The sequence below is a fragment of the Bacillus sp. B25(2016b) genome (genome assembly GCF_001679765.1).
Lineage (GTDB): Bacteria > Bacillota > Bacilli > Bacillales > Bacillaceae_G > Bacillus_A > Bacillus_A thuringiensis_K.
The window spans coordinates 4,069,800-4,095,564 of the sequence record NZ_CP016285.1; the positions used below are offsets into that span (position 1 = coordinate 4,069,800).

The following is a 25,765-nucleotide window of genomic DNA, read 5'->3' on the forward strand; positions in this document are numbered from 1 at the left end:
TCCCCCTATATTAATTTCTCTGCTACGTATGAAGCAAATACATCTAATGCTACTTCTTCTTGTTCGCCCGTTGCCATATCTTTTAAGTTAATGATGCCTTTATCTAGCTCATCTTCCCCTAATACAGCTACAAATTTCGCTTTTAGACGATCTGCTGATTTAAATTGTGCTTTCATTTTGCGGTCTAAATAATCTTTCTCAACTGATAATCCAGCTTTTCGAAGATCAAACGCAACTTTTGCAGCATGATCTTTTGCTTTTTCACCAAGCGCTACAACGTAACAATCAATGCTATGTTCAATTGGTAATTCAATATTTTCAGCTTTTAGCGCCATAATTAAACGTTCAATACTCATCGCAAAACCGATACCTGGCATTTCTGGTCCACCGATTTCTTGTACAAGTCCGTTGTAACGTCCACCACCACTTAATGTAGTGATAGCACCGAAACCTTCTGCCTCACTCATAATTTCAAATACAGTGTGTTGGTAGTAGTCTAAACCACGTACTAAGTTCGGATCTTTTTCAAATAGAACATCCATCATCGTTAATAGTTCTTGAACTTTGTCGTAGTATACTGCTGAATCTTCGTTTAAGTATTCTGTAATAGATGGTGCTGTTCCCATTAATTCATGGTTACGGTCCTTCTTACAATCTAAAATACGAAGAGGGTTCTTTTCTAAACGAGATTGACAGTCAGAACAGAACTCACCGATACGTGGCTCAAAGTGTGCGATTAATGCATCACGGTGTGCTTGACGGCTTGCTGTGTCACCTAAACTGTTTAATACAACTTTAATATTTTTTAAGCCCATGCCGCGGTAAAATTCAACAGCAAGTGCAATTACTTCTGCATCAATTGCAGGGTCATTACTGCCGATTGCTTCGATACCGAATTGTACGAATTGACGATAGCGACCCGCTTGTGGTCTTTCATAACGGAACATTTGACCGATATAATATAATTTCGTTGGTTGTGTTGCGTCACCGAACATTTTATTTTCAACGTAAGAACGTACAACAGGTGCAGTGCCTTCTGGACGTAATGTTAAGCTGCGCTCTCCACGATCTTGGAATGAGTACATTTCTTTTTGTACGATATCTGTCGTATCACCAACACCACGTAAAAATAACTCAGTGTGTTCAAAAATCGGTGTACGAATTTCTTTATAATTGTAACGACGGCAAATTTCGCGTGCTTGCCCTTCGATATACTGCCATAACTCAACAGTGCCTGGAAGAATATCTTGCGTTCCCCGTGGGATTTGAATAGACATATTCAGTTCCTCCTCAAATTGTTTTAATCTTAATAAAAATAAAAAAACTCCCGCCTCTACTGTTTGAACAGTAGGGACGAGAGTATTATACCCGTGGTGCCACCCTAATTGAAGCACGTATGCTTCCACTTTTTTAATAACGCTTAAATGTGCGTTCATCCCTACTAAGCGTATATGCCGTTCAAGTTGAAACCTCTAGAGTGTCATTCAATCAGTCATCATGTAGAAATGTTTTCAGCCTAAGACATTTCTTCTCTTTCCATGTGTGTCTCATTTACTCTTCTCTATCAACGGTTATATTCATATGTAAATATAAAATTACTATACGTTTGTTCAGTAGGATTGTCAAGTGCTCTAAGAGCGTTCAATCTGCTTCTTTAAACGCTTTACATCTTGAAGAGAAATCCCAAACTCGGAAGCAAGCTCCATTGAAGTATTGTTTTGCTCTTTTGAAATAAAATCATGAAAATTCACGTTAAATAGCTGATTTGCACCATTTGTAACAGAATGCCCTTTTTCATTCATACGCATACGTATATCCCTCACATTCAATATGGATGTTTTACTTTTTATTGTTCCATATTGATGAGAGAGTTATACATAACCGAAACTGCTATTGATTCCAAATAAACATTAGTATTCGATTTACAACAATAACAATAGCCAGTCCACTTGCTAGCATATGATGCTTCAAATGATATAACGCTACAATACCTACTCCAAATACGATAATTTCTAGTAATACATGTAATATACCTTGTACTTCCCATTCTGCATGTGGAGCTCCAAATAGCCCCCAAATGACAGCAAAAACAATTGGAATTATAATAGCAAGTGTAATTTTTATAGCCATTGTTGTTCCTACTCGAAACCCCCAGTATCCAACAATCCCAAGAATACATAACTCTAGCATAAAACGTAAAGCTATATTAAATTCTTGAAGCATACTACACCTTCTTTTCCTTTTATTCCCCTTTAAATTAATCCTATGATAAATGAACAAAACATACAACAATGTATAAAAAAGAGAGGATTATATAACCCTCTCTTTTTTATCAACACTATTTACTTTCTACAATTAAGGTCACCGGACCATCATTGATCAAAGAAACATCCATCATTGCTCCGAACTTTCCTGTTTCCACATGTAATCCTTGTTTACGAACTTCTTCATTAAAGAAATCGTATAAACGCTCTGCATAGTCAGGTTTCGCAGCATCCATAAAGTTTGGACGTCTTCCCTTGCGGCAATCTCCGTATAATGTGAATTGCGAAATAGATAGAACTTGTCCTTCTACATCAAGTACAGAATGATTCATCTTTCCGCTCTCATCTTCAAAAATACGTAAGTTCGCAATTTTTTCTGCAATGTAAGTTGCATCTTTTTCTGTATCTTCATGCGTAATGCCAACTAGTAATGTTAAACCGAACGGAATTTGTCCTACGATCTCACCGTCTACTGTGACAGACGCTTTCTTTGATCGTTGTAAAACAACTCTCATCTTTCTACACTCCCTATTAATGCATCATGCGTCGTACTGCATAAATTTCTGGAACGCGTTTAATGCGTTCTACTACTTTTTTCAAGTGTTGTAAGTTACGAATCGAGATTGACATATTAATTGTTGCCATCTTATTACGGTCACTTCTACCAGAAACAGCTGAAATGTACGTTTTCGTCTCTGTAACAGCTTGCAGTACTTCATTTAATAAACCACGGCGATCGTAACCTGAAATTTCAATATCAACGTTATACTCAATTTCTTTTTCAGGGCTACCTTCCCACTCTACTTCTAATAATCGTTCTACAGCTTCTTCTGTATGAACGTTTACACAATCACGGCGGTGAATCGATACACCTCGACCTTTCGTAATATACCCAACGATATCATCACCTGGAACTGGGTTACAGCATTTCGATAAACGGATTAATAAATTATCAGCACCGCTTACCTTTACACCAGAATCCCATTTTCGAATTTTCATCGGTTTACGAACTTCTTTAACTTCAACAATTTCTTCTTCTTCGCGTTGTTTGCGGAACTTGTCCGTTAGTCGCGTAACAATTTGCGAAGCTGTAATTCCACTATATCCAACTGCTGCAAACATATCTTCTTCATTTGCAAAGTTAAATTTTTCAGCGACGCGTTTTAAGTTATCAGGCGCTAATACTTCTTTCATCTCATACTCTAGACCACGTACTTCCTTTTCAACAAGTTCACGGCCTTTTTCAATATTTTCGTCTCTACGTTGTTTCTTAAAGAATTGACGAATTTTATTTTTCGCATGAGATGTTTGAGCAAGTTTTACCCAATCTTGACTTGGGCCATATGAATGTTTCGACGTTAAAATTTCAATGATGTCCCCTGTTTTTAATTTATAATCCAGCGTCACCATTTTCCCGTTTACTTTTGCACCAATTGTTTTATTCCCAATTTCCGAATGGACACGATACGCGAAATCAATCGGAACCGATCCAAGTGGTAATTCCATTACATCGCCTTTCGGTGTAAAGACGAACACCATGTCAGAGAATAAATCAATTTTTAATGACTCCATAAATTCTTCTGCATTAGAAGCTTCATTTTGCCATTCTAATATTTGACGGAACCATGTGAGTTTCTTCTCTAATGTACCTGTTGTTTCTGCTGTTTTTCCTTCTTTGTACGCCCAGTGTGCCGCGATCCCGAATTCTGCAATTTCGTGCATTTCTTTCGTTCGAATTTGCACTTCAAGTGGATCACCTTTCGGTCCAATTACAGTCGTATGAAGAGATTGATATAGATTTGCTTTTGGCATTGCAATATAATCTTTAAAACGACCTGGCATCGGCTTCCAGCACGTATGAATAATTCCAAGCACCGCATAACAATCTTTAATACTATTTACAACGACACGTACAGCTAATAAATCGTAAATTTCATTGAACTGCTTATTTTGCAGTGCCATTTTACGATAAATACTGTAAATATGTTTCGGTCTTCCAGAAATCTCAGGTTGTATCGCAACTTCGTCTAATTTCTCACGAATACCAGTCATTACTTCCTCTAAATATTCTTCACGTTCTGCACGTTTACGCTTCATTAAATTTACAATACGATAATATTGTTGTGGATTTAAATAGCGAAGTGACGTATCCTCTAGCTCCCACTTAATAGTACTAATTCCGAGTCTATGTGCTAAAGGTGCAAAGATTTCTAACGTTTCATTCGCTATGCGACGCTGCTTCTCTTGAGGCAAATGTTTCAATGTACGCATGTTATGAAGACGATCAGCTAGTTTAATTAAAATAACTCGAATATCTTGAGCCATTGCAATAAACATTTTGCGATGGTTTTCTGCTTGTTGTTGTTCGTGAGATTTATATTTAATCTTCCCAAGCTTTGTAACACCATCAACAAGCATAGCAATTTCTTTGTTAAATTCCCGTTCAATATCTTCTAACGTAATCTCTGTATCTTCCACTACATCATGTAAGAAACCTGCTGATACCGTAGCTGGATCCATGTGTAAATCAACTAAAATACCTGCAACTTGAATCGGATGAATAATATACGGTTCACCCGATTTTCTATATTGTTCGCTATGCGCATCACGTGCATATTCATAGGCACGTGCCACTAGCTCAATATCTTCATCCGCTAAATATTGACTTGCTTTCTCGAGTACCTGTTCAGCTGTTAGTACCTGCTCATTTGCCATCGAATCACCTTTTATTGAAAATTGACTTTATCTTTATTTAATAGAATAAATTATATTCTATCATTATAACCCAATGATTGTGAATTGTGAAAAGGAAAAGATTTTACTGACATTTCACCATGATTTTTTGTTCAATTATACAAAAGTACCCGCTCCTCTCCAAGAGATTCACGGGTACTTTTTATCACCGTAGTTTTACCTATATAGTGATTAGTATTTTTCTAATACTAATACATCGTAACCATCTAACATTTTACGACCATCTAAGTAAGTAAGTTCTACTAAGAATGCAATCCCTGCTACAACTCCGCCAAGTTCTTCAACTAACTTAATTGTCGCTTCGATTGTTCCACCTGTAGCTAATAGATCATCTGTAATTAATACGCGTTGACCTGGCTTAATTGCATCTTTATGGATTGTTAAAACATCTTTACCATATTCTTTACCGTAGTCAACTGTAATTACTTCACGTGGTAATTTTCCTAATTTACGAACTGGTGCAAATCCTACTTCTAACGCATAAGAAACTGGGCAACCGATAATGAAACCACGAGCTTCTGGTCCTACTACAACATCGATATCTCTTTCTTTTGCGTACTCAACGATTGCATCTGTTGCTGCTTTGTATGCTTTACCGTCATTCATTAAAGGTGTAATGTCTTTAAACACAATACCTTCTTTCGGATAATCCGGTACAATTGCGATATGTTGCTTGAAATCCATATTTCTGAATCCTCCTCAGATCTAAAAGGTTTGTAAATACAAATCCTTTACCCTAACTGTTCTACTTCTTTATGATTACGAATCGTTTCAAACCATGTATATAGTTGCTGATATGTGCTATAAACCAATTCTTTTTCTAATTGTAAGTGGTTCATTTTCTCACGATATGTGTTCGATTCAATTAAATCACGCTTTTGTTTTTTGTCTGCCATAAAAATGACGCCATCTTTTATTGTAACAAATTCTAACTCAAAAAACACCTGTGTCATGAAATTTACTGTATCTTTTGACCAACCTTTATGACGACATAGTTGTTCTCCATATTGTCTTAAAGAAAATGGTGTTTTTTGGCTTAAGAAAGAATAGTACCATTTAAAGTGTTCTCTCGTCGGAACTGTACTAAATAAATGGTTATTCTCTTGATAAAATAGCGTATAAATTCGCGCTGGGAATCCTACCTTAAATAGCTCACGTAATTCATCTGTTCCTTTTGGTAAATCAAGTAACACGATATATTGATCATCTAAATGCGTTACTTCTGAAGCATGCATGAGCTTTTCTTTATAGCTCTCTAAAGAAAATTTATTCAATACCTCTTCAGAAAAATACACCATTGTTATTTTTTCTTTCGGAAGTTCTGCTAAATTTGCTTCTGCATTACGCATACTACGCCAATCAAATAATTGCCACGCCTCTACAGCAATATCTTGTACCATTAGTTGTGGCTTCTTAAAATTATTCCATTCATTAATGGACGCTTCTCCTATTACAGATACTTTTGCAACTGGAGAGATTTCTTTCGCATATGCACCAAAACCAAATCCAATTGTATCCAGTGTTGCTTGTCCATCACGAAGAGCCATTTTTAAATGAGAGCCATCTGATCCGATTGCGCGAATGCTTTCTAACTCTGCATCTTTTACTGCAATACGTGGTTTCGGATTTCCAACACCAAATGGAGCTAGTTTTTGCATATCTTCAATTGCCGCTAGCGTTACATCCTCTACTTTACAAAAAACATCAACTGCTGTAATTGGAATAAAATCTTCTTCTGTTAAAATTGCATCTGCTTGTTCATTTAAGCGGCGACGTAATTCATCTACATCATTCATATGTAGCGTCATTCCCGCTGCCATCGGATGCCCTCCGAAGTGTGGTAATAACTCTCTACAATCTGATAAATTTGCAAACAAATCAAATCCTGCAATACTACGTGCTGAGCCTTTTGCTGTTTCTTTTATAGGATCAATGCTTAATACAATCGTCGGACGATAAAAACGTTCAACTAATTTAGAAGCAACAATTCCAATTACCCCTGGGTTCCAGCCTTCTTTTGCAAGTACTAATACTTTGTTTTCTTCTGGCGGGAAGTTATTTTCAACTTCAGCGATAGCCTCTTCTGTAATTTGCTTTACAATATCTTTTCGCAGTTTGTTCAGCTCATCAATTTCTTCAGCTAGCTCCTTCGCTTCCTCTGGATCATCTGATAATAAAAGGTGTACAGCCGGCGCTGCATCTTCTAAACGCCCGACCGCATTAATACGCGGTGCAATTGAGAAGCCAATACTCTCTTCTGTAATTTCACTTTGCGAAACGTTAGCAACTTTAAACAATGCCTTCAAACCAATATTTCTCGTCATACGCATATGTTTTAAACCACGTTTCACTAGCAACCTATTTTCACCATGAAGTGATACTAAATCGGCTACTGTACCGATTACTGCAATCTCTAATAAATGTTCTGGTACACGGCCTAATAATGCATGCGCAACTTTAAACGCAACACCTACACCAGCTAAATAGTGAAACGGATATACGCCACCTTCTAATTTCGGATGTATAATCGCAAGTGCTTCTGGCAATTCTGGCGGTGGCTCATGGTGATCTGTAATAATTAGATCTATTCCAAGCTCCTTCGCTACATTCGCTTCATGTACTGCTGCGATGCCCGTGTCGACCGTAATAATCAGTGAGAACCCTGCGCTATGCGCCCAACGAAACGCTTCTTCGTTCGGTCCATACCCTTCTGTAAAACGATTTGGAATGTAAAATTCTACTTCTGCACCTAATTCTTGAAGAGCAAGATATAAAACCGTCGTACTACTTACTCCGTCCGCATCGTAATCACCAAATATTAATATTTGCTCTCCATTTTGAATCGCCTTATTTACACGTTCTACCGTTCTATCCATTCCTTCTAATAAAAATGGATCATGAAATTCTTGATTTTCTGTATTTAAAAAATCTAAAATCTTATCTTCTGTATCTAGTCCTCTACCGAGGAATAATGAAACGACAAGTGGCGATAACTGTAATTTACTTGCTAATTCACTCACTCGCTCGTCATTATATTCTTTTTCTTTCCAACGCGTCTTCGGTTGTAACACGAAATCACCCCTTAACCTGTTCATTATACAAGACAGATTAAGGGGTGACAATATAATGCAAACTACGATGCAATATCTATATACTAAAATGTTAATGATGTTTAATTTGGAGAATACGGATTTATATGTACGAATACATTTTGTACATTATCTTGTTTCATAAGTATTTCTTTCACATGTTTTCCAATACGGTGTCCTTCTTCTACGGTAATGTATGGGTCTACAGACACTTTAATATCGACAATAACATAATGACCATGCTCCCGTGCATATAAAGAACCAATTTTTTTCACACCATCTACTTGAAGAACTGCTTCCCTAAGCGGAATAACATCCTCCTCATGAAGAACATGGTCAAGCGTTGCATGAATTGCTTCCGCTCCAATGCTCCATGCCATTTTTACAACAAGAAGTGAAACAACTAATCCCGCAATCGGATCGGCATATACAAGCCAGTCTATACCAAGCTTACCACCGATTATAGCTGCACAAATACCGATTAAAGCTGCAATTGAAGAAAATACATCCGAACGGTGCTCATATGCATTTGCAATAATTGCATCACTGTTTACTCTTTTCCCTAATCGGAATTTATATTGAAACATTCCTTCTTTCACGACGATTGAAAGAACAACAGCAAAAATCGTAATTCCTTTTGGCGGTTCTAGTTCTTGCGAAAAAGCTTTTATAGACGAAATCGCTATCTCGAGTCCCACAATAAATAATAATACCGCAACAATAATCGCTGAAATCGATTCCGCTTTACCATGACCATACGGATGATCTTCATCAGGTGGCTGCTTTGCCGCTCGCAATCCAAAAAGTACAGCTAGCGAACCAATTACATCTGATGCAGAATGCACAGCATCCGCTAACAGTGCTTTACTGTTCCCAATATAACCAATTACCGCCTTTACAATCGCTAATATAATATTACCAACGATCCCGACAATAGCACCAAACTCGGCCTGTTTAAAACGTTCATCTTTTTCCATAATTAAAATCCCTTCTTTTCTTAACCTATCTTTTTATTTTAACAAATACAGTGATAACACCACCACTTTCTTCCATCTTCTTTCTGTAAAAAAGTTGCTATCTTATTGTATCCACAAACGAAAAAAGAGATGCCTCATAAAGAGACATCATCTTTTCTATACTTGCGGTTCAGATTCTACTTTCTCAACCTTCTTCTTGTTTCTTCCCTTTTTCAAACGACGGTTTTCAAGCATTAACCAAATTTGAGAGGCAACGAAAACAGAAGAGTACGTACCTACAATTAATCCAACAAGTAACGCAAACGAGAAGTTACGTAGTGACTCACTACCGAAGATAAGCAGTGCAATTACTGGGAATAACACTGTTAATACGGTGTTAATCGAACGACCAAGCGTTTGGCGAATACTTGCATTTACGATTTCTTCTAGGTCTTTTATATCGCGCACTCGTTTTTTCTGTTTGTATAATTCACGGTTTCTATCAAATGTAACAATCGAGTCATTAATAGAATAACCGATGATTGTTAATACTGCAGCGATAAACGTCAAGTCTACCTCTAGTTGGAAAATACTAAACATAACAATCATAACGAATGCGTCATGTAATAATGCAAGTACTGCAGATAACGCATACGTAAATCGGAAACGAATACTTACGTATAAAATGATAACCGCAGAAGCAATCAGTACAGCGATAAATGCATTTCGTGCAATTTCTTTACCGATTGTCGGTGAAACTGTACTTACGTTTGGATCTGTACCATATTTATCGTGGAAGAATGTTTTTGTTTTCGCAATTTCATCTTTTGATAAAACACCTAATGTACGAACTGCGAAACCTTTATTGTCATCTCCAGTCGGTACAATATTTTCTTCCTTCACATCAATGTTCAATTCTTTAAAATCTTTATGAACATCAGACACAGTAACGGCTTGTTTTGATTGCAAGTCGATACGTGTACCACTCGCAAAGTCAATACCAAGATTCAATTTGAAAATTGGTAAAATAATTGCTCCTGCAATTACAACTACAATCGAGAAAATAAGGAATTTATGACCGATATTTACGAAGTTAATACGATCAAATCTTGTCGGTGGATGTACTACACCTTTTGTTAATGGAATAATATCCTTTTGTTTCACACCAAAATATCCTGGTTTTTTATCAAAGTAACGGCTCTTTACAAGTAAACCTAATAAGAAACGAGTACCGAATACGTTCGTAATAAAACCAACTAAAATACTTACGATTAAACTTGTTGCGAATCCTTTTACAGAGCTATTACCATACACGAATAACACACCAGCTGCTGCAAGTGTTGTAACGTTTGCATCTAAAATTGTTGCTAATGAACGATGGTTACCAGCGCGGAATGCCGACATCATGGACTTACCAATTTTCAGCTCTTCTTTCAGTCTCTCGTACGTAATAATATTCGCATCAACTGCGATACCTACTCCGAGCACTAACGCTGCAATACCTGGCAACGTAAGAACTGCATGCATCCAGTTAAAGACAAGTAATGTAACGAAAATGTATAAACCTAACATAATAACCGCTACAAGTCCTGGTAAACGGTAGAATACAAGCATAAATAAGAAAATAAGAGCGATACCAATCGCACTAGCGAAAATCGTTTGCTCTAACGCTTGTTGACCAAATTTCGCTCCAACAGATGTTGAATACATTTCTTTTAAATCAACAGGAAGTGCACCTGCATTTAATAAAGATGAAAGTTGTTTCGCACTTTCAACTGTGAAGTTTCCACCTACGATAGATACTTCAGCTTGGTTAAATACTTGGTTTACTGTTGCTGCTGATAAGAACTTGGGATTCGGTTTTGCAGATTCTGCTTTATACGAATCTTTTCCTTCTTCAAAGTCAAGCCAAATTACCATTAAGTTCGTTGGTGGTGGCATTTTTGAAATTTTTTCAGTTACTTCACGGAATTTTTCAGCGCTTTTTAGTGTAAGACCTACGCTTGCACGGCCTTGCTCATCAAATGTTTGCTTCGCTCCGCCGCCTTTTAAATCCGCTCCATCCATAAGGAGATTGTCATCTACATCACGGAATGTTAATTTCGCTTGTGTCGATAACATTTCACGCGCTTTTTGCTGATCTTGTACACCAGCAAGCTGTACACGAATTCGATCTTGCCCTTCGATTTGAATGTTCGGCTCACTTACACCGAGAACATTGACACGATTTTCAAGAGCACCTACTGTACTTACAAGTACGTCTCGATCGATTTTATCACCTTTTTTGGCTGGTTTTACTTCATACAGAATTTCAAAACCACCGCGAAGGTCTAGTCCTAGACTAATTCCTTTTGCTATGTCTTTTCCTGCCGAACCAATTACTCCACCGATTAATAAGACGATGATGAAAAAGGCAGCAATTCTCGTACCACGCTTTGCCATATGTACCCTCTTTCTGCTACTAACACTTTCAATAAATCTCTTACGATTCACTGCTATACGTGTGCATACGCCTAGTTAGTAGACTTCCTTTCTATAATTTTTGCTAGTTCATCACTAGCTGTATAGGTAAGCTTTTACACTACCTACACTTCCATCATTTATTTTCCTCTTCACTACCTCCTTTATATATAATCTTAGACATAATTATTTCCTCTTTATCAATACATATCATTATACTGCAAAAGGAAGAACAAACCAATTGCAGTCGGTTATTTATTTTCGTACTCATCAAATGACCAAAGTGGCGCTTGGTAAGCTTCAACAGTTAAATATGTCATATATTCATTAGCTGTTACTGTTAATACGTCATTAACTAATTCATACAATCTAACATCGCTGTCTATCTTCTTCCACTTTTTCACTTTAAGAAACTTCCAAATATCATCATCTGTCACTCGGTCGTAACCGAACATTTGAAACTCTTCTACTTTACTTTCTAAAACGACTTGTAACTGTCCGCGGTATGATTCTACCAAAGCCTCTCTATCTAACATCTATAACATCTCCTTCTTATTTCAGCACGAAAAAGTCGCTTTAATCCCGCTCTAATGGACAGCAATAACTACTTTCAAGAGCACTATCATACTTCACTCTCTTAAATGCTTGTCATTCTTGTCTCGTACGTGCATATAAATTATTGTAAATCATTCCATTGATTTTGAGAAGGTAGGAGAAGAACATGACGAGACAAAGCTTTTTAAAAGGCGCATTTATTTTAATGATAGCCGGCTTTATTACAAAAATACTCGGCTTTATCAACCGCATAGTAATGGCACGTATTTTAGGAGAAGAAGGCGTTGGTCTTTATATGATGGCCGTTCCTACATTCATTTTAGCAATTACATTGACACAAATTGGTCTTCCTGTCGCCATCGCAAAATTTGTAGCAGAAGCGGAAGCTGTGAACGATAAACAAAGAGTTAAAAAAATATTAACCGTATCACTAGCTGTTACATCCGTTATTAGTATCATTTTAACAATCGGAATTATGTTCCTCACACCTATTTTAGCAAAAACATTATTAACCGACGAAAGAACGTACTATCCATTAATGGCCATTTTGCCCGTTGTTCCCGTTATTGCTGTTTCTTCTGTTTTGCGTGGTTACTTTCAAGGGAAACAAAACATGAAACCTAGCGCTTATGCGCAAGTTCTAGAACAAGTCGTCCGCATTACCATTATCGCTATATGCATCCAATTATTTTTACCTTACGGCATAGAATACGCTGCAGCCGGCGCTATGTTATCAGCTGTTCTCGGTGAAGTTGCATCGTTATTATTTTTACTCACGTTATTTCAGCGAGAAAAACATTTATCAATACGTTCTGAATTTTTCACTACTGTAAAAGAAAGCAAAGGGACATTTTATTCTCTGATGGATATTGCCCTTCCAACTACAGGAAGTCGTTTAATCGGTTCCGTTTCATATTTTTTTGAACCTATTGTCGTTATGCAAAGTTTAGCAATCGCTGGTGTCGCTGCTTCTGTTGCAACCCAGCAATACGGTATATTAAACGGTTATGCATTCCCACTCCTATCACTACCCGCCTTTATTACATACGCTCTCTCTACAGCGCTCGTTCCTTCTATTAGTGAGGCAATGGCAAAAAGACAACATAAATTAGTAGAGCACCGTTTACAACAAGCACTTCGAATTTCATTAATTACCGGCGGATGGTCTGTCGTTATATTATACGTATTCGCTTCTCCTGTTTTAACTCTTATGTATGGATCAGACAGCGCAACAGCATTCATTCAACTTCTTGCGCCTTGCTTTTTATTTCATTATTTCCAAAGTCCACTTACCTCTGTTTTGCAAGCTTTAAACTTAGCAAGAGCTGCAATGATGAATACATTTATTGGTGCCATCGTGAAATTAATCGTTATTTTTGTACTAGCATCAAGGCCAGAATTTCAAATGATGGGGGTTGCCCTTGCTATCGCTGCAAATATTGTAACAGTAACATTTCTTCACTACGCTACTGTTTTGAAAAAGATTACATTTACCATTTACGCAAAAGACTATATTTTCGGCGGACTTGCCATCGGTATCGCAGGCGCCTTCGGTTTTTATCTTCATAAATATATTATTTTCTCTCATTCCCTTGGCATACAAACATTATGGGAAATCACTTTAACAACAATTGTTTATATCGTACTTCTCTTCACTTTCAAACTCATTCGAAAAGAAGAGTTAAGTCGCCTCCCTATTATTCGTAAACTTTCATTTTTGAAATAAGGTGAAACTTTAATCAGTGGGGTAATCTCCACTGATTATTAGTTACACTAATCATTCTTACTCTTTCAAAGAATAAGTATCTAATTTTCTTTTAAATCAACAAAAAATTGTCCGTTTTGAAAACTACAGTATAAAATTTGTGTTATATCGTTATAACCTAAGTTTTTTAATTTCTCAATAAGCCATTCATCTGTATGCTCAATCATTTGTAAATGGCTAGATTGAATTTCTCCATCAATAATAAGAGGAAGCGTAAACTGCAATGTATCTTGTTTATTTTTTTGTTTTTGAAAGACAGATAACTTCCCAGACGGTTCCAAAATAGCATATTCTACATCCCGAATATCTCCAACTCCTTGTTCCCTTAATTGCATCATTAAATCATCAATATTATATCGCTGGTTTCTCATCTTTTTTTCATCAATCTTTTCCGCATTAATAATAATTGCTGGTTCACCTTCTATTAAATGCCGAAATCGTTGAAACTTTAATGAAATGACTGACAAAATGATTTGTATGCACATAAGAAAAGCCATCGGAACTAATTGATGCCAAAGTGATTTATCGGTATTTTCAATTGCTACTACAGCCATTTCTCCAAGCATAATAAATACGACTAAATCTAATACACTTAGCTCTCCTATCTCACGTTTACCCATAAGACGAAAAATAATTAAGATAATGATATACAAAAGCATTGTCCGTCCAATTACCGATATCCATTCCATTCCTACATCTCCTTTTTTACGTATAGACTCCCCTATAAAAAAGAAACTAGTCTAACTTGGGCAAAAGGAAAATATGCTTGTATTAAAAAGGGGGAATGCATAAATGGATGGAACGAAAAAATTATCAACTGCAATTGGCTTCGGTATTGTTACGCTACTAATTCTCGCATCTATTACTAGTATGATTATGGCTCTTTTATTAAAGTTTACGAATATAAATGAAGGGACATTAACCGTTACTATTTTTATACTTGCTCTTTTATCTATGCTTATGTCTGGATTTACTGCCGGCAAAAAGGCTCAAGGAAAAGGTTGGCTAGTAGGTTTCACAACAGGGCTCACGTTCACTATACTCGTCTTTCTAGTTAACTATTTAGGCTTTTCTCAAACCTTATCGAACTCACAATTACTTTATCAATTAGCATTAATGGGGGCGAGTACACTCGGTGGTATTTTCGGTGTAAATATGTCAAAGCAAAGTAACTAAAAAAGGCCCTGCACATTTCATGCAGGGCCTTCCACATTAGTTTTTCACAACTTCACGAATCGCATTGCGATCGAAAGTTAAGTGTGAACCACCAGATTTAATAACGATTTTCGTCTCATCTACTGATTCGATTGTACCGTGTAAACCACCGATTGTTACGATAGCATCACCTTTTGCTAACTCACTTTGCATTTGAGCAACTGCTTTTTGACGTTTTTGTTGCGGGCGAATTAATAAGAAATAGAAAATCGCAAACATCGCAACGATCATAACGATATTCATCATACCTGCATTCATCTTTTGTTCCTCCTTTTAAATTATGTATTAGAAGTTTTTAGCATTCGGTTTATTAAAGCCATACTGTTCAAAGAACTCTTCGCGGAAATCGCCAAGACGGTCTTCACGAATAGCTTGTCTCACCTGCTCCATTAAGTTTAACAGAAAATGAAGGTTGTGATAAGACGTTAAACGAATTCCGAACGTTTCATCACATTTCATTAAGTGACGAATGTACGCACGTGAGTAGTTTTTACATGTGTAGCAATCACAGTTTGGATCAAGCGGACCGAAGTCTCTTGCGAATTTCGCATTTTTTACAACGAGGCGACCTTCACTTGTCATACATGTACCATTTCGAGCGATACGAGTTGGAAGTACGCAGTCAAACATATCAATACCACGAATTGCGCCATCGATTAACGAGTCAGGAGAACCTACACCCATTAAGTAACGAGGCTTATTATCTGGAAGAAGTGGTGTTGTAAACTCAAGAACACGGTTCATAATATCTTTCGGTTCACCAACAGATAAACCACCTACAGCGTAACCAGGGAAGTCCATTGAAACAAGGTCTTTCGCACTTTGACGACGAAGCTCTTCGTACTCCCCGCCCTGTACAATACCGAATAAACCTTGATCTTGCGGACGTTCATGCGCTTTTAAGCAACGTTCTGCCCAGCGGCTCGTACGCTCTACAGATTTCTTCATATATTCAAAAGTAGCCGGGAATGGTGGACACTCATCAAATGCCATCATAATATCTGAACCTAATGCATTTTGGATTTCCATCGCTTTTTCTGGTGATAAGAATAATTTATCTCCATTTAAGTGATTACGGAAGTGAACGCCTTCCTCTTCAATACGACGGAAGTCACTTAAACTGAATACTTGGAAACCACCAGAGTCTGTTAAGATTGCACGATCCCAGTTCATAAATTTATGCAAGCCGCCTGCTTCACGAATAATTTCATGACCTGGACGTAGCCATAAATGATACGTATTACTTAAAATAATGCCAGAATCCATTGCTTTTAATTCTTCTGGTGACATTGTCTTAACTGTTGCAAGTGTACCAACTGGCATAAATGTTGGTGTATCAAATGAACCGTGCGGCGTATGCACACGACCTAAACGGGCACCCGTTTGTTTACATGTCTTAATAAATTCATAACGAATTGCTGTCATAACTTACTCCTTTTATTTGTTTCTCATTTTAGCGTGAGATGCAACGAACATTGCATCACCGAAGCTAAAGAAACGATATTTTTCTTTTACTGCTTCATTATAAGCATGAAGTACATTATCTCTATTTGCAAATGCACTTACAAGCATAATTAATGTTGATTTCGGTAAATGGAAGTTTGTAATTAAACCATCAATTGCTTTAAATTCATATCCCGGATACATGAAAATATCTGTCCATCCAGAAGCGGCGCAAAGCTTACCTTCATGATCTGTTGCAATTGTTTCTAACGTACGAGTTGATGTCGTACCTACAGTAATAATACGTCCACCATTCTCTTTCACACGATTTAATAATGCCGCTGTCTCTTCAGACATATGGTAATATTCTGCGTGCATATGGTGTTCTTCAATCGTATCAGCAGAAACTGGTCTAAATGTTCCAAGCCCTACGTGAAGTGTAATAAATGCTAACTGAACGCCTTTTTGTTTTAACTTCTCCAGTAACTCTTCTGTAAAGTGAAGTCCCGCAGTCGGCGCTGCTGCTGAACCGATTTCTTTCGCATATACTGTTTGATAGCGATCGCGATCTTCTAGCGTCTCTTTAATATATGGAGGAAGTGGCATTTCCCCAAGTTCATCTAAAATTTCATAGAAGATGCCGTCATATGAAAATTCAAGCTGGCGTCCACCTTGATCTGCAGTTCCTGTGCAAGTTGCTTTTAATTTCCCTTCGCCAAAAGAGATAACAGTTCCTTCTTTTACACGTTTCGCTGGCTTTACAAGCGTTTCCCACTTATCACCTTCTTCTTGTTTTAAAAGAAGTACTTCAATGTGCGCGCCTGTATCTTCTTTCACACCGTGCAAACGAGCAGGCATAACTTTCGTTTCATTTAAAACTAAGCAATCCCCCTCATGTAAGTAAGAAAGAATATCCGTAAAATGTTTATGCTCAATATCACCTGTTTCACGGTCTAACACCATTAATCTTGATGTTTCACGATCTTCTAACGGGACTTGTGCAATAAGTTCTTCTGGTAAATGAAAATCAAACAGATTTATATCCATAGCTATATCCACCTATTTCTTATTTAAATCGATTTATTATATACATAATAAAAGATAATACAATACTTAACACAATACATGTAATGATAGGAAAATAAAAGGTAACGTTTCCTTTTTTCACAAAAATATCGCCTGGAAGCCTTCCAATGAACTTCCAAGCTAATCCAACAACGATGAGTAAGATCCCGGCTGTAATAAGCAGCTTTGGCATCTCCGTCATACTTTTGGTATCTCCATTCCGAAATGTTCATACGCAAGCGGCGTTACAATTCGGCCCCTTGGCGTTCGTTGTAAAAAGCCAATTTGTAATAAATACGGCTCATACACATCTTCAATCGTATGAGATTCTTCTCCAATTGTTGCTGAAACCGTTTCTAATCCAACTGGACCGCCACGGAATTTCTCAATAATACCAAGCAGTAATTTATGATCAATATGATCTAGACCTAATTTATCTACTTGCAGTAGCTCTAATGCCATTTGTGTAATTTCCATCGTAACCGTTCCGTTACCACGAACTTGCGCGAAATCACGTACACGTCTTAAAAGACGATTCGCAATACGAGGTGTACCACGAGCACGTCTTGCAATTTCTAATGCAGCTAACGAATCGATTTCAACTTCAAATACTTCTGCTGTACGTTCAACAATCGCAGAAAGCTGATCTACTGTGTAGTACTCTAACCTTGAAAGTACACCGAAGCGGTCACGAAGCGGTGCCGATAATGCTCCAGCACGTGTTGTTGCTCCAACTAATGTAAATGGCGGTAAATCTAGGCGTACAGAACGTGCTGAAGGCCCTTTTCCAATTACGATATCAAGGCAAAAGTCTTCCATCGCAGGATACAATACTTCTTCAATTGATCTATGCAAACGATGAATTTCATCAATAAATAATACATCCCCTGGCTGAAGCGCTGTTAATACAGCAGCTAAATCTCCTGGTCTTTCAATTGCGGGACCTGAAGTTGTTCTAACATTAACGCCCATCTCATTGGCAATAATATTCGCAAGCGTCGTTTTACCAAGACCTGGTGGTCCATATAAAAGCACGTGATCTAACGTTTCTTCACGCATTTTCGCCGCTTCAATAAATACTTCTAAATTATGTTTTGCTTTATCTTGGCCAATATACTGACGGAGCGTCTGTGGCCGTAATGAATATTCTAAATCCGCATCTTCATATGCAGATTCCCCTGAAAGGAGACGTTCGTCCATTATACTCACCTCTTACCATTTAGTAAAAGACTAAGTGCCTTTTTAATATACTGATCCGTCGTTAATGATTCTTTTAATAACTCTGGTACAACACGAGAAACTTCGCGTTCTGCGTATCCAAGTGCGCGGAGAGCTTCCAGTGCCTCATCAAGCTCAGCTGATGAACCTTTCTTCTCATCAAAACGTTCTGTGTCTGAGAATAAATCAACAAATGCATCTGGTACGACATCTGCTAGTTTTCCTTTTAAATCTAAAATCATTTGGCGTGCTGTTTTCTTTCCGACGCCTGGGAATTTCACTAAAAACTTCTCATCTTCATGCTCAATCGCTTGAACGACCTGTCCTGTTTGACCAGAAGCTAAAATTGCAAGAGCTCCTTTTGGCCCAATGCCAGACACGCCTAACAACTTTGTAAATAATAAACGCTCTTCACGTGTTTTAAACCCGTAAAGTGCCATAATATCTTCTCTCACATAATGATATGTATAGACACGGATTTCTTGCTTACTTCTTTGAAATACATACGGATTTGGTGTGAAAATTTGATAACCAATTCCATTATGATCAATTACGACATATTCCGGCCCTACATACTCCACGTAACCTGTAACATATTCAAACAAAATACGATCTCTCCCTCTTAAATCATGTATTCCATTTTAACATATTTAATGATAGAAAAGCGAGACTGCCCCAACAAATGTTCTCCACTTGAAACTTCTGTTATTTTCCATTGACAGAAAGGTTAAAGCACCTTAATATACAGAAGTCGATAATGATTATCAATACTAATTAAAGGGGTTGCATCAGGATGAAACGTAAGCTATTTATTTTATTTACTATTATGCTCGTTGTTCTTTCTATCGTTGGCTGTTCTTCTCAAAAAGAAGAATCGAAGGCAAAAGAACAACCGAAAACAAAAGTTGTAAAACATGCTAAAGGTGAAGCTACAATTCCAGTAAATCCAAAGAGAATTGTTGACTTATCTGGATCAACAGAAGAACTATTACTTCTTGGACACAAACCTGTTGGTACAGCAAATACATATAAAGATAAAATCCAAACTCACTTAACAGACAAGTTAGATGGAGTAAAAGCAGTAGGTTGGTACTGGGCACCTAAAGTTGATTTAGAAGCTGTTACTGCTTTAAAACCAGACTTAATTATTTTAAACAACCGTCAATTAAAAATTTATGATCAACTAGAAAAGGTTGCACCTACAGTTGTTCTAGAAACAAACTTAGAAGACTGGCGTGGTAAGTTTAAAGAAGTAGGTAAGCTATTTGACGAAGAGAAGAAAGCAGACAAATGGATTGCAGACTACGATAAGAAAGCAGACTCTTTATCTAAAAAAATTAAAGAGAAAACAAAAGATGAGAACTTTATGTTCGTTGCAGTTACACCACAAAACTTCCGTGTATACGGTAGCTTCGGATACGGTGACATCATCTTTAATGACTTAAAACTTCCAGCAACAAAAGGTACGGATTTAAAACAAACGATGGCGCAAGTATCACTAGAAGGTCTAGTTGCATTCCAGCCTGACCAAATGTTTATTGTAAACTTCGGCGGCGAAGCTGATAAAGTTTACGAAGACTACAAAAACAGTGCCGTTTGGAAAGACAATAAAGCAGTTAAAAATAATCACGTATATGAAGTATCAAATGAAGTCTTCAATACGAAAGCATTCAATCCAATCGGAAAAGATATGCTAATTGATGAAATCGCAAAAGAAATTTTAGCTAAAAACAAATAAGAAAAAAAGCAGCTCACCATGAGCTGCTTTTTTTCTTACTCTGAACTGCGTATTGCTTCATTTTTTCAATCGTCTTCACAAAACCTTCTTTTGATTTAATACGAATGCCACGTTTCAATTTCGCACGTTCATAGCTCTCAAGCTTTTTCATATCAATTTGAAAGAAAGAATGGATCGCATTATCACTTTTCGGTACACCTTTGAAAATTTGTAATATCCCTTCCTCTGAAACACCAAAATACCCGCTCGTTTTCAATAACGGAGAAATATCATCAACTTTCTTTTGCAATACAATTTGTACATCATCACGATCAACGAGCTGCCATTCTTTATACTGCTGTAAAAACTTTTCTAAATCCGTCACTTTTTCTGTAAGTATTTCTTCGCTTACTTCGCCATCAACATACATACGCTCTAATAAAATTGTAACCTCAGGTTCTTTTTTCGTTACTTCTGGTACTGGCCCTTCCGCCTTCACATTCGTTCCATAAACGAAACAAAACATCATAACGAAAGCTTGCATCGCAATCAGTATCCATTTCATTTCCGTTCACCTCTTTTAGGCAAGATCATACTTTCATTAGTAGTTTTTCCGGAAATGGGGGTTTTATCCATATTACATTTCTTTCGAAAAATAAAAAATGCAGATAAGGGTTTACCTCATCTGCATGTATCATTTACTTTTATATAAAATGAAAGACGCCTGCAAAGCAGGCGTCTTGATGCGTTTACGGCGAGAGACCAGGCGACCACATTCGCGTGTTTAGCACTTAAGCATATCTCTCGTCTTACGTAAATTAGCTCATCGCTTTGCTAATATAACATTAATAAAGTATAAGTGCAACATGTTTATAAAAATATTTTATTTCCTCTTTCATCCAAATTATTTTATGTAAATTATAAATTGATAATTGCAATATATATGTTACAATTAATGTGACAGCGAAATCATAATAAGCAGGGGATGAATATTATGAAAAAAATAAAGGATGAACGCCTCATTCTTCAAATGTTAAAAAACATACGTATTGTCTTTCTTTTTCAATACATTGGCGTAGTTGGAATTTTAGGCTATATCGGATTCACTGAAGGCATTGATCAAATTACGAAATCTCCATTGTGGCTATTATTTATGTTTACAAGTATTTTACTTGCTTATTTACAGTTAAGTGTTTCAATCGATGTAGAAGAAGGCGAAAAGGAAATACAGTTAACTCCTTATTACAAACTTGTCTTCCACTCCCTTATTGTAGGAATCGTTACGGCTATTATTTATATTATTTTCAGTCCAGAAAGACCTCTATTTGAAGCTATTTCAACAGGTAGTATTCTTTTCATATGCTTTTTAGTTTCTTATTCCGTTAGTTATTTTATTAAAAAACGTCGCTTACAAGACAACGATGAATAAAGAGGAAGGGCTATCCCTTCCTCTTTTGTTTTGTTATCGCACTGTACCAGTTAAACCGTAACGAATGTCTCGGAACATATTCACTATGTCACGATTAAAATCGTTTGTAACTGTACCGTTACGTAGACGCGTACTCATTGCATCGACACGAGTAAACATATCATTTCTTACAGAAACATATACGTTTCTGTTTCCAACTTCATTTGCAACAGCTTGACGAATTTCGTTAGCCATCGCCGTTTCATTTGTCACTGTGTTACGTGGTTTTACCGCAATCGCTACATCGTTTCCATATACAACTGTAGACACACGGTCTACGTTATTCATACGTTTCACACGATTTGTTATTCTTTCAGCTGTTTTACCATCATTGTTAATGTATGAATTGTTCATTGTAATATTACGAGTTGGATGCGGATTAGCAATTTGTCCATTGTAATTTACATCTCGATAATAATTGTATCCTGTATCGTTACGACCATTTCTATATGTTACATAATCTGTATAACGATCATTACGTGTCACATTATCACGATACTGGTGTGTATCATTATAAGATGTACGCTCGTAATTGTAGTTACGTCCATCCATTGCATTGTTATCTTTCGGTGTACCACATGCAGCTAATGCACTGGTAACTAACAAAGAAGCAGCAATCACTTTTACTTTCGTATTCAATACAAAAACCCCCTCTGTTAGAATGAGCTTCTCTACTGAAAAGCTCCCTCTTATGATGAGTAACCGAGAAGGTTTTTACACTGTTAATATTTCACTGGGAATTTTCTAGCACTTCATAAAAAAACTTCATTTTCTTAATTAACAGGAATGTAAAAAAGGCGGGAATACTCCCGCCTTTTTAAACTTCTTCTTCGTCCTCTTCTTCTGAAACGGGCTCTCCAAATACATTCGGTGGATCTGGTTGATAATACATCGTTCCTGGCTGTGGTGCATATGCAGACTGAGTTGGTTGGTAATATAAAGGATTCGCATATTGCGGACCGCCTGGTTGTGGACTATATAGTCTACTTTCTCCTCCGCATCCACAATCTTCCTCACCCTGCACAAGCGGCGGCATATTATTATCCATTGGCATCATATTCGGGTTTGGCATAGACGTATATTGCGGTCCAAACGGCGCTCCTTGCTGATATGGCATTTGATATGGATTTGGTTGTTGATAATACGGATTCGGCGGCATCATGGGCTGTTGATACGGCATTTGATAGGGCATCATATTTGGTGGTTGATTGTTATCCATAATCGGCATTATATTCGGCATTTGATTGTTATCCATAATCGGCATCATATTCGGCATTTGATTGTTATCCATAATCGGCATCATATTCGGCATTTGATTGTTATCCATAATCGGCATTACATTCGGCGGCTGGTTGTTATCCATAATTGGCATTATATTCGGTGGCTGGTTGTTATCCATAATTGGCATTATATTCGGTGGCTGGCTGTTATCCATGATTGGCATTATATTCGGTGGCTGGTTGTTATCCATGATTGGCATTATATTCGGTGGTTGGTTGTTATCCATGATTGGCATTTGAATATTTGGCGGTATGACTTGTGGAATAACTACATTTTCTTTCGATACATTTGGCGATACTATATTCCCTACGTTTTCTTTTTTCACTTGCGGTGACACTATATTCCCTACATTTTCTTTTTTCACTTGCGGCGATACTATATTTCCTACATTTTCTTTCTTCACTTGTGGCGATACTATATTTCCTACATTTTCTTTCTTCACTTGCGGCGATACTATATTTCCTACATTTTCTTTCTTCACTTGCGGCGATACTATATTGTTTTTTTTCGTTTGCGGAGAAATGATATTGTTAGGTTTCATTTTACTAATTTGAGGAGCAATTAACTCGCTTCCTTTTTTTATTACATCTGAAATTTTATATTCTTTTTTCGGTTTTATTGGTGGTTGTGGCGGCTGCGGTAATACATTTACCGAAAACTTCGTGTTTTCTTTTTCCGCCGGTTTTTGTTTTTCTATCACAGGTGGTTTTTGAATAACAGACGGTTTTTCAACTGGTTTTTCTTTTTGAATTGGCTGTTCTTTTTGCACTTCTTTTTGCGGTTTCACCTGTACTTCTTTTTGCGGCTTTACCTGCATCTCCTTCTGCGATTTTACTTGCACTTCTTTTTGTGTTTGTTGCATAGCTGGCTGCTGTGTAATTGGTGCTGATTGATACGTAACTTCTTCCTCATCTTCTATTCCAAGCGGAGTTGGTGTTGCTGCAAATTCTTTTTGCTGCACTTCTTTTACGTATTGCTTTGGAGGCGCTGAACCTGCTCCAGCCTGTTGTTTCATGTGAACACTCTTTGATGGCACTTTAATTTTCATACCTGGCATGATTAAATCTGGATTACTAAGTTGTGTATTTGTTTTTTTCAACGTGTCAAAATCCACTCCGTACTTTTTCGCAATTTTCCAAAGGGTATCCCCTTTTTGCACGATATGAATTTTCAAATTTTCCCCCTCCTGTATAACTTATCTATAAGTAACAAATCTCATGAAGTAACTCTTTTTCTAAATAACATTAACTTCTTTTCACTTTTATCACTTCTTCGATTTTCAATATCATTAGAAGCGGAATAAGCATAAAGAACCACAATGATTTCTTCAAAACAATGTATGCCCATTTTGTTCTCGTTATGATTATATGTACGAAAAAAAGCAACGGGAATCCGCTGCTTTACACACGCTCTAACATACGATTTAATGCAAGAACTGCCTCTTCAGTCACTTGTTTATCTACGCTAATAACGTTAATTACTTCTCCTCTTTCTATCATTTCAAGTGCCCATAATAAGTGCGGCAAATCAATTCGGTTCATCGTTAAACACGGACACATAAATGGATTAAGTGAAACAATTTCTTTATCTGGATGTTGCTTAATAATTCGATTCACTAAATTCATTTCTGTACCAATCGCCCATTTACTTCCAGATGGAGCCGCTTCAATCATATCAATAATATATTTCGTTGAACCTGCATAATCCGAAGCAGCTACAACTTCGTAGCAACATTCTGGATGTACAATAATGTTCATGTCCGGATGATTTTTCCGTACGTTCTCAATGTTTTTCACTGTAAAGTTTTGATGAACAGAACAATGTCCTTTCCATAAAATCACTTGAATTTCTTCTACATCTCCATCGTACTCTAATGAATCTGTGTGTGGGTCCCATACTGCCATTTTATCTAACGGGATACCTAAATCGTACGCTGTATTTCTCCCTAAATGTTGGTCTGGTAAAAAGACGAGACGTTCTTTTTGAGTAAACGCCCAAGATACCATTTGCTTTGCATTAGAAGAAGTTACTGTTGCTCCGCCATTACGACCGCAAAACGCTTTAATTGCAGCTGTAGAGTTAACATACGTTAACGGAATCATCGTATCTCCAAATAATTTTGTGAGCTCTTTCCACGCTCTTTCTGTTTGTTCAATATCTGCCATATCCGCCATCGAACAACCTGCACGCATATCTGGTAAGATGACAACTTGATCATCTGTCGTTAACATATCTGCTGTTTCCGCCATAAAGTGCACCCCGCAAAACACAATATATTTTGCGTCTTTATTGCTCGCTGCAACTTGCGCAAGCTGAAGTGAATCCCCTGCTGCATCTGAAAATTGTACCACTTCATCTTTTTGATAATGATGCCCTGGAATGAATAACATTTTCCCCATTTTCTCTTTAATTTCACGAACCCGATTTTCCATATCTTCCGTTGACATCGTGTAATAACGCTCTGGTAACATCGTTTCAATTGGCTGTACTTGTTCTAAAATACTCATATACGTTT

At 37.1% G+C, this 25,765-nt stretch carries 24 protein-coding genes, 1 pseudogene and 1 other annotated feature; of the genes and pseudogenes, 4 read left to right on the top strand and 21 right to left on the bottom strand.

From position 1 onward, the window contains the following. Positions 1–5 precede the first annotated feature (5 nt). From hisS to BAQ53_RS20855, 10 genes are all read right to left on the bottom strand, one after another. Complete coding sequence (gene hisS / locus BAQ53_RS20810) at positions 6–1,277, bottom strand: histidine--tRNA ligase (protein ID WP_208906208.1); 1,272 nt, start codon at positions 1,275–1,277, stop codon at positions 6–8. Between the two features lie 69 nt (positions 1,278–1,346). Next, positions 1,347–1,577, bottom strand: a binding site (T-box leader). A 54-nt stretch (positions 1,578–1,631) separates the two neighbouring features. Continuing rightward, positions 1,632–1,808 carry a hypothetical protein gene (locus BAQ53_RS20815; protein ID WP_001242605.1) on the bottom strand — a complete coding sequence of 59 codons (177 nt, stop codon included), beginning with the start codon at positions 1,806–1,808 and terminating at the stop codon, positions 1,632–1,634. 82 nt (positions 1,809–1,890) lie between these two features. Continuing rightward, a complete protein-coding gene (locus BAQ53_RS20820; protein WP_000938749.1) occupies positions 1,891–2,223 on the bottom strand; it encodes a YrdB family protein in 333 nt (110 codons plus the stop codon). 115 nt (positions 2,224–2,338) lie between these two features. After that, on the bottom strand, positions 2,339–2,779 hold the full coding sequence (locus BAQ53_RS20825; protein ID WP_001266965.1) for a D-tyrosyl-tRNA(Tyr) deacylase: 441 nt from the start codon (positions 2,777–2,779) through the stop codon (positions 2,339–2,341). Positions 2,780–2,795: 16 nt separating this feature from the next. Then, the gene (gene relA / locus BAQ53_RS20830) at positions 2,796–4,979 is read right to left on the bottom strand and encodes a GTP diphosphokinase (protein WP_001262803.1); all 2,184 of its coding nucleotides are present in this window, start codon (positions 4,977–4,979) and stop codon (positions 2,796–2,798) included. Positions 4,980–5,189: 210 nt separating this feature from the next. Beyond that, complete coding sequence (locus BAQ53_RS20835) at positions 5,190–5,702, bottom strand: adenine phosphoribosyltransferase (RefSeq protein ID WP_000346215.1); 513 nt, start codon at positions 5,700–5,702, stop codon at positions 5,190–5,192. 47 nt (positions 5,703–5,749) lie between these two features. Next, positions 5,750–8,089 (bottom strand): single-stranded-DNA-specific exonuclease RecJ, encoded by a 2,340-nt coding sequence (recJ, locus tag BAQ53_RS20840; protein ID WP_000941239.1) that lies wholly within the window; start codon positions 8,087–8,089, stop codon positions 5,750–5,752. Positions 8,090–8,190: 101 nt separating this feature from the next. Then, positions 8,191–9,084: a cation diffusion facilitator family transporter gene (locus BAQ53_RS20845; RefSeq protein ID WP_000409743.1), complete on the bottom strand. Its 894-nt coding sequence runs from the start codon at positions 9,082–9,084 to the stop codon at positions 8,191–8,193. A 156-nt stretch (positions 9,085–9,240) separates the two neighbouring features. Next, positions 9,241–11,505: a protein translocase subunit SecDF gene (secDF, locus tag BAQ53_RS20850; protein ID WP_001119051.1), complete on the bottom strand. Its 2,265-nt coding sequence runs from the start codon at positions 11,503–11,505 to the stop codon at positions 9,241–9,243. A 269-nt stretch (positions 11,506–11,774) separates the two neighbouring features. Then, positions 11,775–12,059 carry a post-transcriptional regulator gene (locus tag BAQ53_RS20855; protein ID WP_000886980.1) on the bottom strand — a complete coding sequence of 95 codons (285 nt, stop codon included), beginning with the start codon at positions 12,057–12,059 and terminating at the stop codon, positions 11,775–11,777. Positions 12,060–12,244: 185 nt separating this feature from the next. Between BAQ53_RS20855 and spoVB the strand changes: the two genes are divergently transcribed. Next, the gene (gene spoVB / locus BAQ53_RS20860) at positions 12,245–13,804 is read left to right on the top strand and encodes a stage V sporulation protein B (RefSeq protein WP_000198295.1); all 1,560 of its coding nucleotides are present in this window, start codon (positions 12,245–12,247) and stop codon (positions 13,802–13,804) included. An 80-nt stretch (positions 13,805–13,884) separates the two neighbouring features. On the opposite strand, the gene BAQ53_RS20865 is transcribed toward spoVB, so the two are convergent. Beyond that, a complete protein-coding gene (locus BAQ53_RS20865; protein ID WP_208906209.1) occupies positions 13,885–14,532 on the bottom strand; it encodes a DUF421 domain-containing protein in 648 nt (215 codons plus the stop codon). A 103-nt stretch (positions 14,533–14,635) separates the two neighbouring features. On the opposite strand from BAQ53_RS20865, the gene BAQ53_RS20870 reads away from it, so the two are divergent. Continuing rightward, positions 14,636–15,019 (top strand): TIGR04086 family membrane protein, encoded by a 384-nt coding sequence (locus BAQ53_RS20870; protein WP_000349148.1) that lies wholly within the window; start codon positions 14,636–14,638, stop codon positions 15,017–15,019. A 36-nt stretch (positions 15,020–15,055) separates the two neighbouring features. Here BAQ53_RS20870 and yajC read toward each other — a convergent pair whose 3' ends face one another. From yajC to ruvA, 6 genes are read right to left on the bottom strand one after another with little or no spacing between them, the layout of a single operon-like run. Further along, entirely contained in the window at positions 15,056–15,316 is a 261-nt protein-coding gene (gene yajC, locus BAQ53_RS20875; RefSeq protein ID WP_000991115.1) for a preprotein translocase subunit YajC, read from the bottom strand. Positions 15,317–15,343: 27 nt separating this feature from the next. Then, complete coding sequence (gene tgt / locus BAQ53_RS20880) at positions 15,344–16,483, bottom strand: tRNA guanosine(34) transglycosylase Tgt (protein ID WP_000125365.1); 1,140 nt, start codon at positions 16,481–16,483, stop codon at positions 15,344–15,346. 12 nt (positions 16,484–16,495) lie between these two features. Next, positions 16,496–17,548, bottom strand: coding sequence for a tRNA preQ1(34) S-adenosylmethionine ribosyltransferase-isomerase QueA (queA, locus tag BAQ53_RS20885; RefSeq protein WP_000354015.1), 1,053 nt, complete (start codon positions 17,546–17,548; stop codon positions 16,496–16,498). Positions 17,549–17,567: 19 nt separating this feature from the next. Further along, positions 17,568–17,768, bottom strand: coding sequence for a DUF2905 domain-containing protein (locus BAQ53_RS20890; protein ID WP_000138162.1), 201 nt, complete (start codon positions 17,766–17,768; stop codon positions 17,568–17,570). Further along, on the bottom strand, positions 17,765–18,766 hold the full coding sequence (gene ruvB / locus BAQ53_RS20895; RefSeq protein ID WP_000344449.1) for a Holliday junction branch migration DNA helicase RuvB: 1,002 nt from the start codon (positions 18,764–18,766) through the stop codon (positions 17,765–17,767). Before ruvB ends, BAQ53_RS20890 begins: the two co-directional genes overlap by 4 nt. A gap of 5 nt (positions 18,767–18,771) precedes the next feature. Continuing rightward, complete coding sequence (gene ruvA / locus BAQ53_RS20900; RefSeq protein WP_000464511.1) at positions 18,772–19,389, bottom strand: Holliday junction DNA helicase RuvA; 618 nt, start codon at positions 19,387–19,389, stop codon at positions 18,772–18,774. A gap of 188 nt (positions 19,390–19,577) precedes the next feature. On the opposite strand from ruvA, the gene BAQ53_RS20905 reads away from it, so the two are divergent. Continuing rightward, positions 19,578–20,522, top strand: a complete 945-nt coding sequence (locus tag BAQ53_RS20905; protein WP_000823612.1) for an iron-hydroxamate ABC transporter substrate-binding protein — start codon at positions 19,578–19,580, stop codon at positions 20,520–20,522. Between the two features lie 13 nt (positions 20,523–20,535). Here BAQ53_RS20905 and BAQ53_RS20910 read toward each other — a convergent pair whose 3' ends face one another. Then, complete coding sequence (locus tag BAQ53_RS20910) at positions 20,536–21,066, bottom strand: BofC C-terminal domain-containing protein (RefSeq protein WP_000871192.1); 531 nt, start codon at positions 21,064–21,066, stop codon at positions 20,536–20,538. Between the two features lie 429 nt (positions 21,067–21,495). On the opposite strand from BAQ53_RS20910, the gene BAQ53_RS20915 reads away from it, so the two are divergent. After that, the gene (locus BAQ53_RS20915; RefSeq protein WP_000721223.1) at positions 21,496–21,930 is read left to right on the top strand and encodes a hypothetical protein; all 435 of its coding nucleotides are present in this window, start codon (positions 21,496–21,498) and stop codon (positions 21,928–21,930) included. 33 nt (positions 21,931–21,963) lie between these two features. On the opposite strand, the gene BAQ53_RS20920 is transcribed toward BAQ53_RS20915, so the two are convergent. The 3 genes and pseudogenes from BAQ53_RS20920 to nadA form a co-directional block, all read right to left on the bottom strand. Further along, positions 21,964–22,608, bottom strand: a complete 645-nt coding sequence (locus tag BAQ53_RS20920) for a YhcN/YlaJ family sporulation lipoprotein (protein ID WP_001093536.1) — start codon at positions 22,606–22,608, stop codon at positions 21,964–21,966. 1,659 nt (positions 22,609–24,267) lie between these two features. Next, positions 24,268–24,424, bottom strand: a pseudogene (safA, locus tag BAQ53_RS26670) (SafA/ExsA family spore coat assembly protein); the annotation flags it as partial. Positions 24,425–24,650: 226 nt separating this feature from the next. Then, a complete protein-coding gene (gene nadA / locus BAQ53_RS20930) occupies positions 24,651–25,757 on the bottom strand; it encodes a quinolinate synthase NadA (RefSeq protein WP_089148264.1) in 1,107 nt (368 codons plus the stop codon). Between the last annotated feature and the right edge of the window lie 8 nt (positions 25,758–25,765).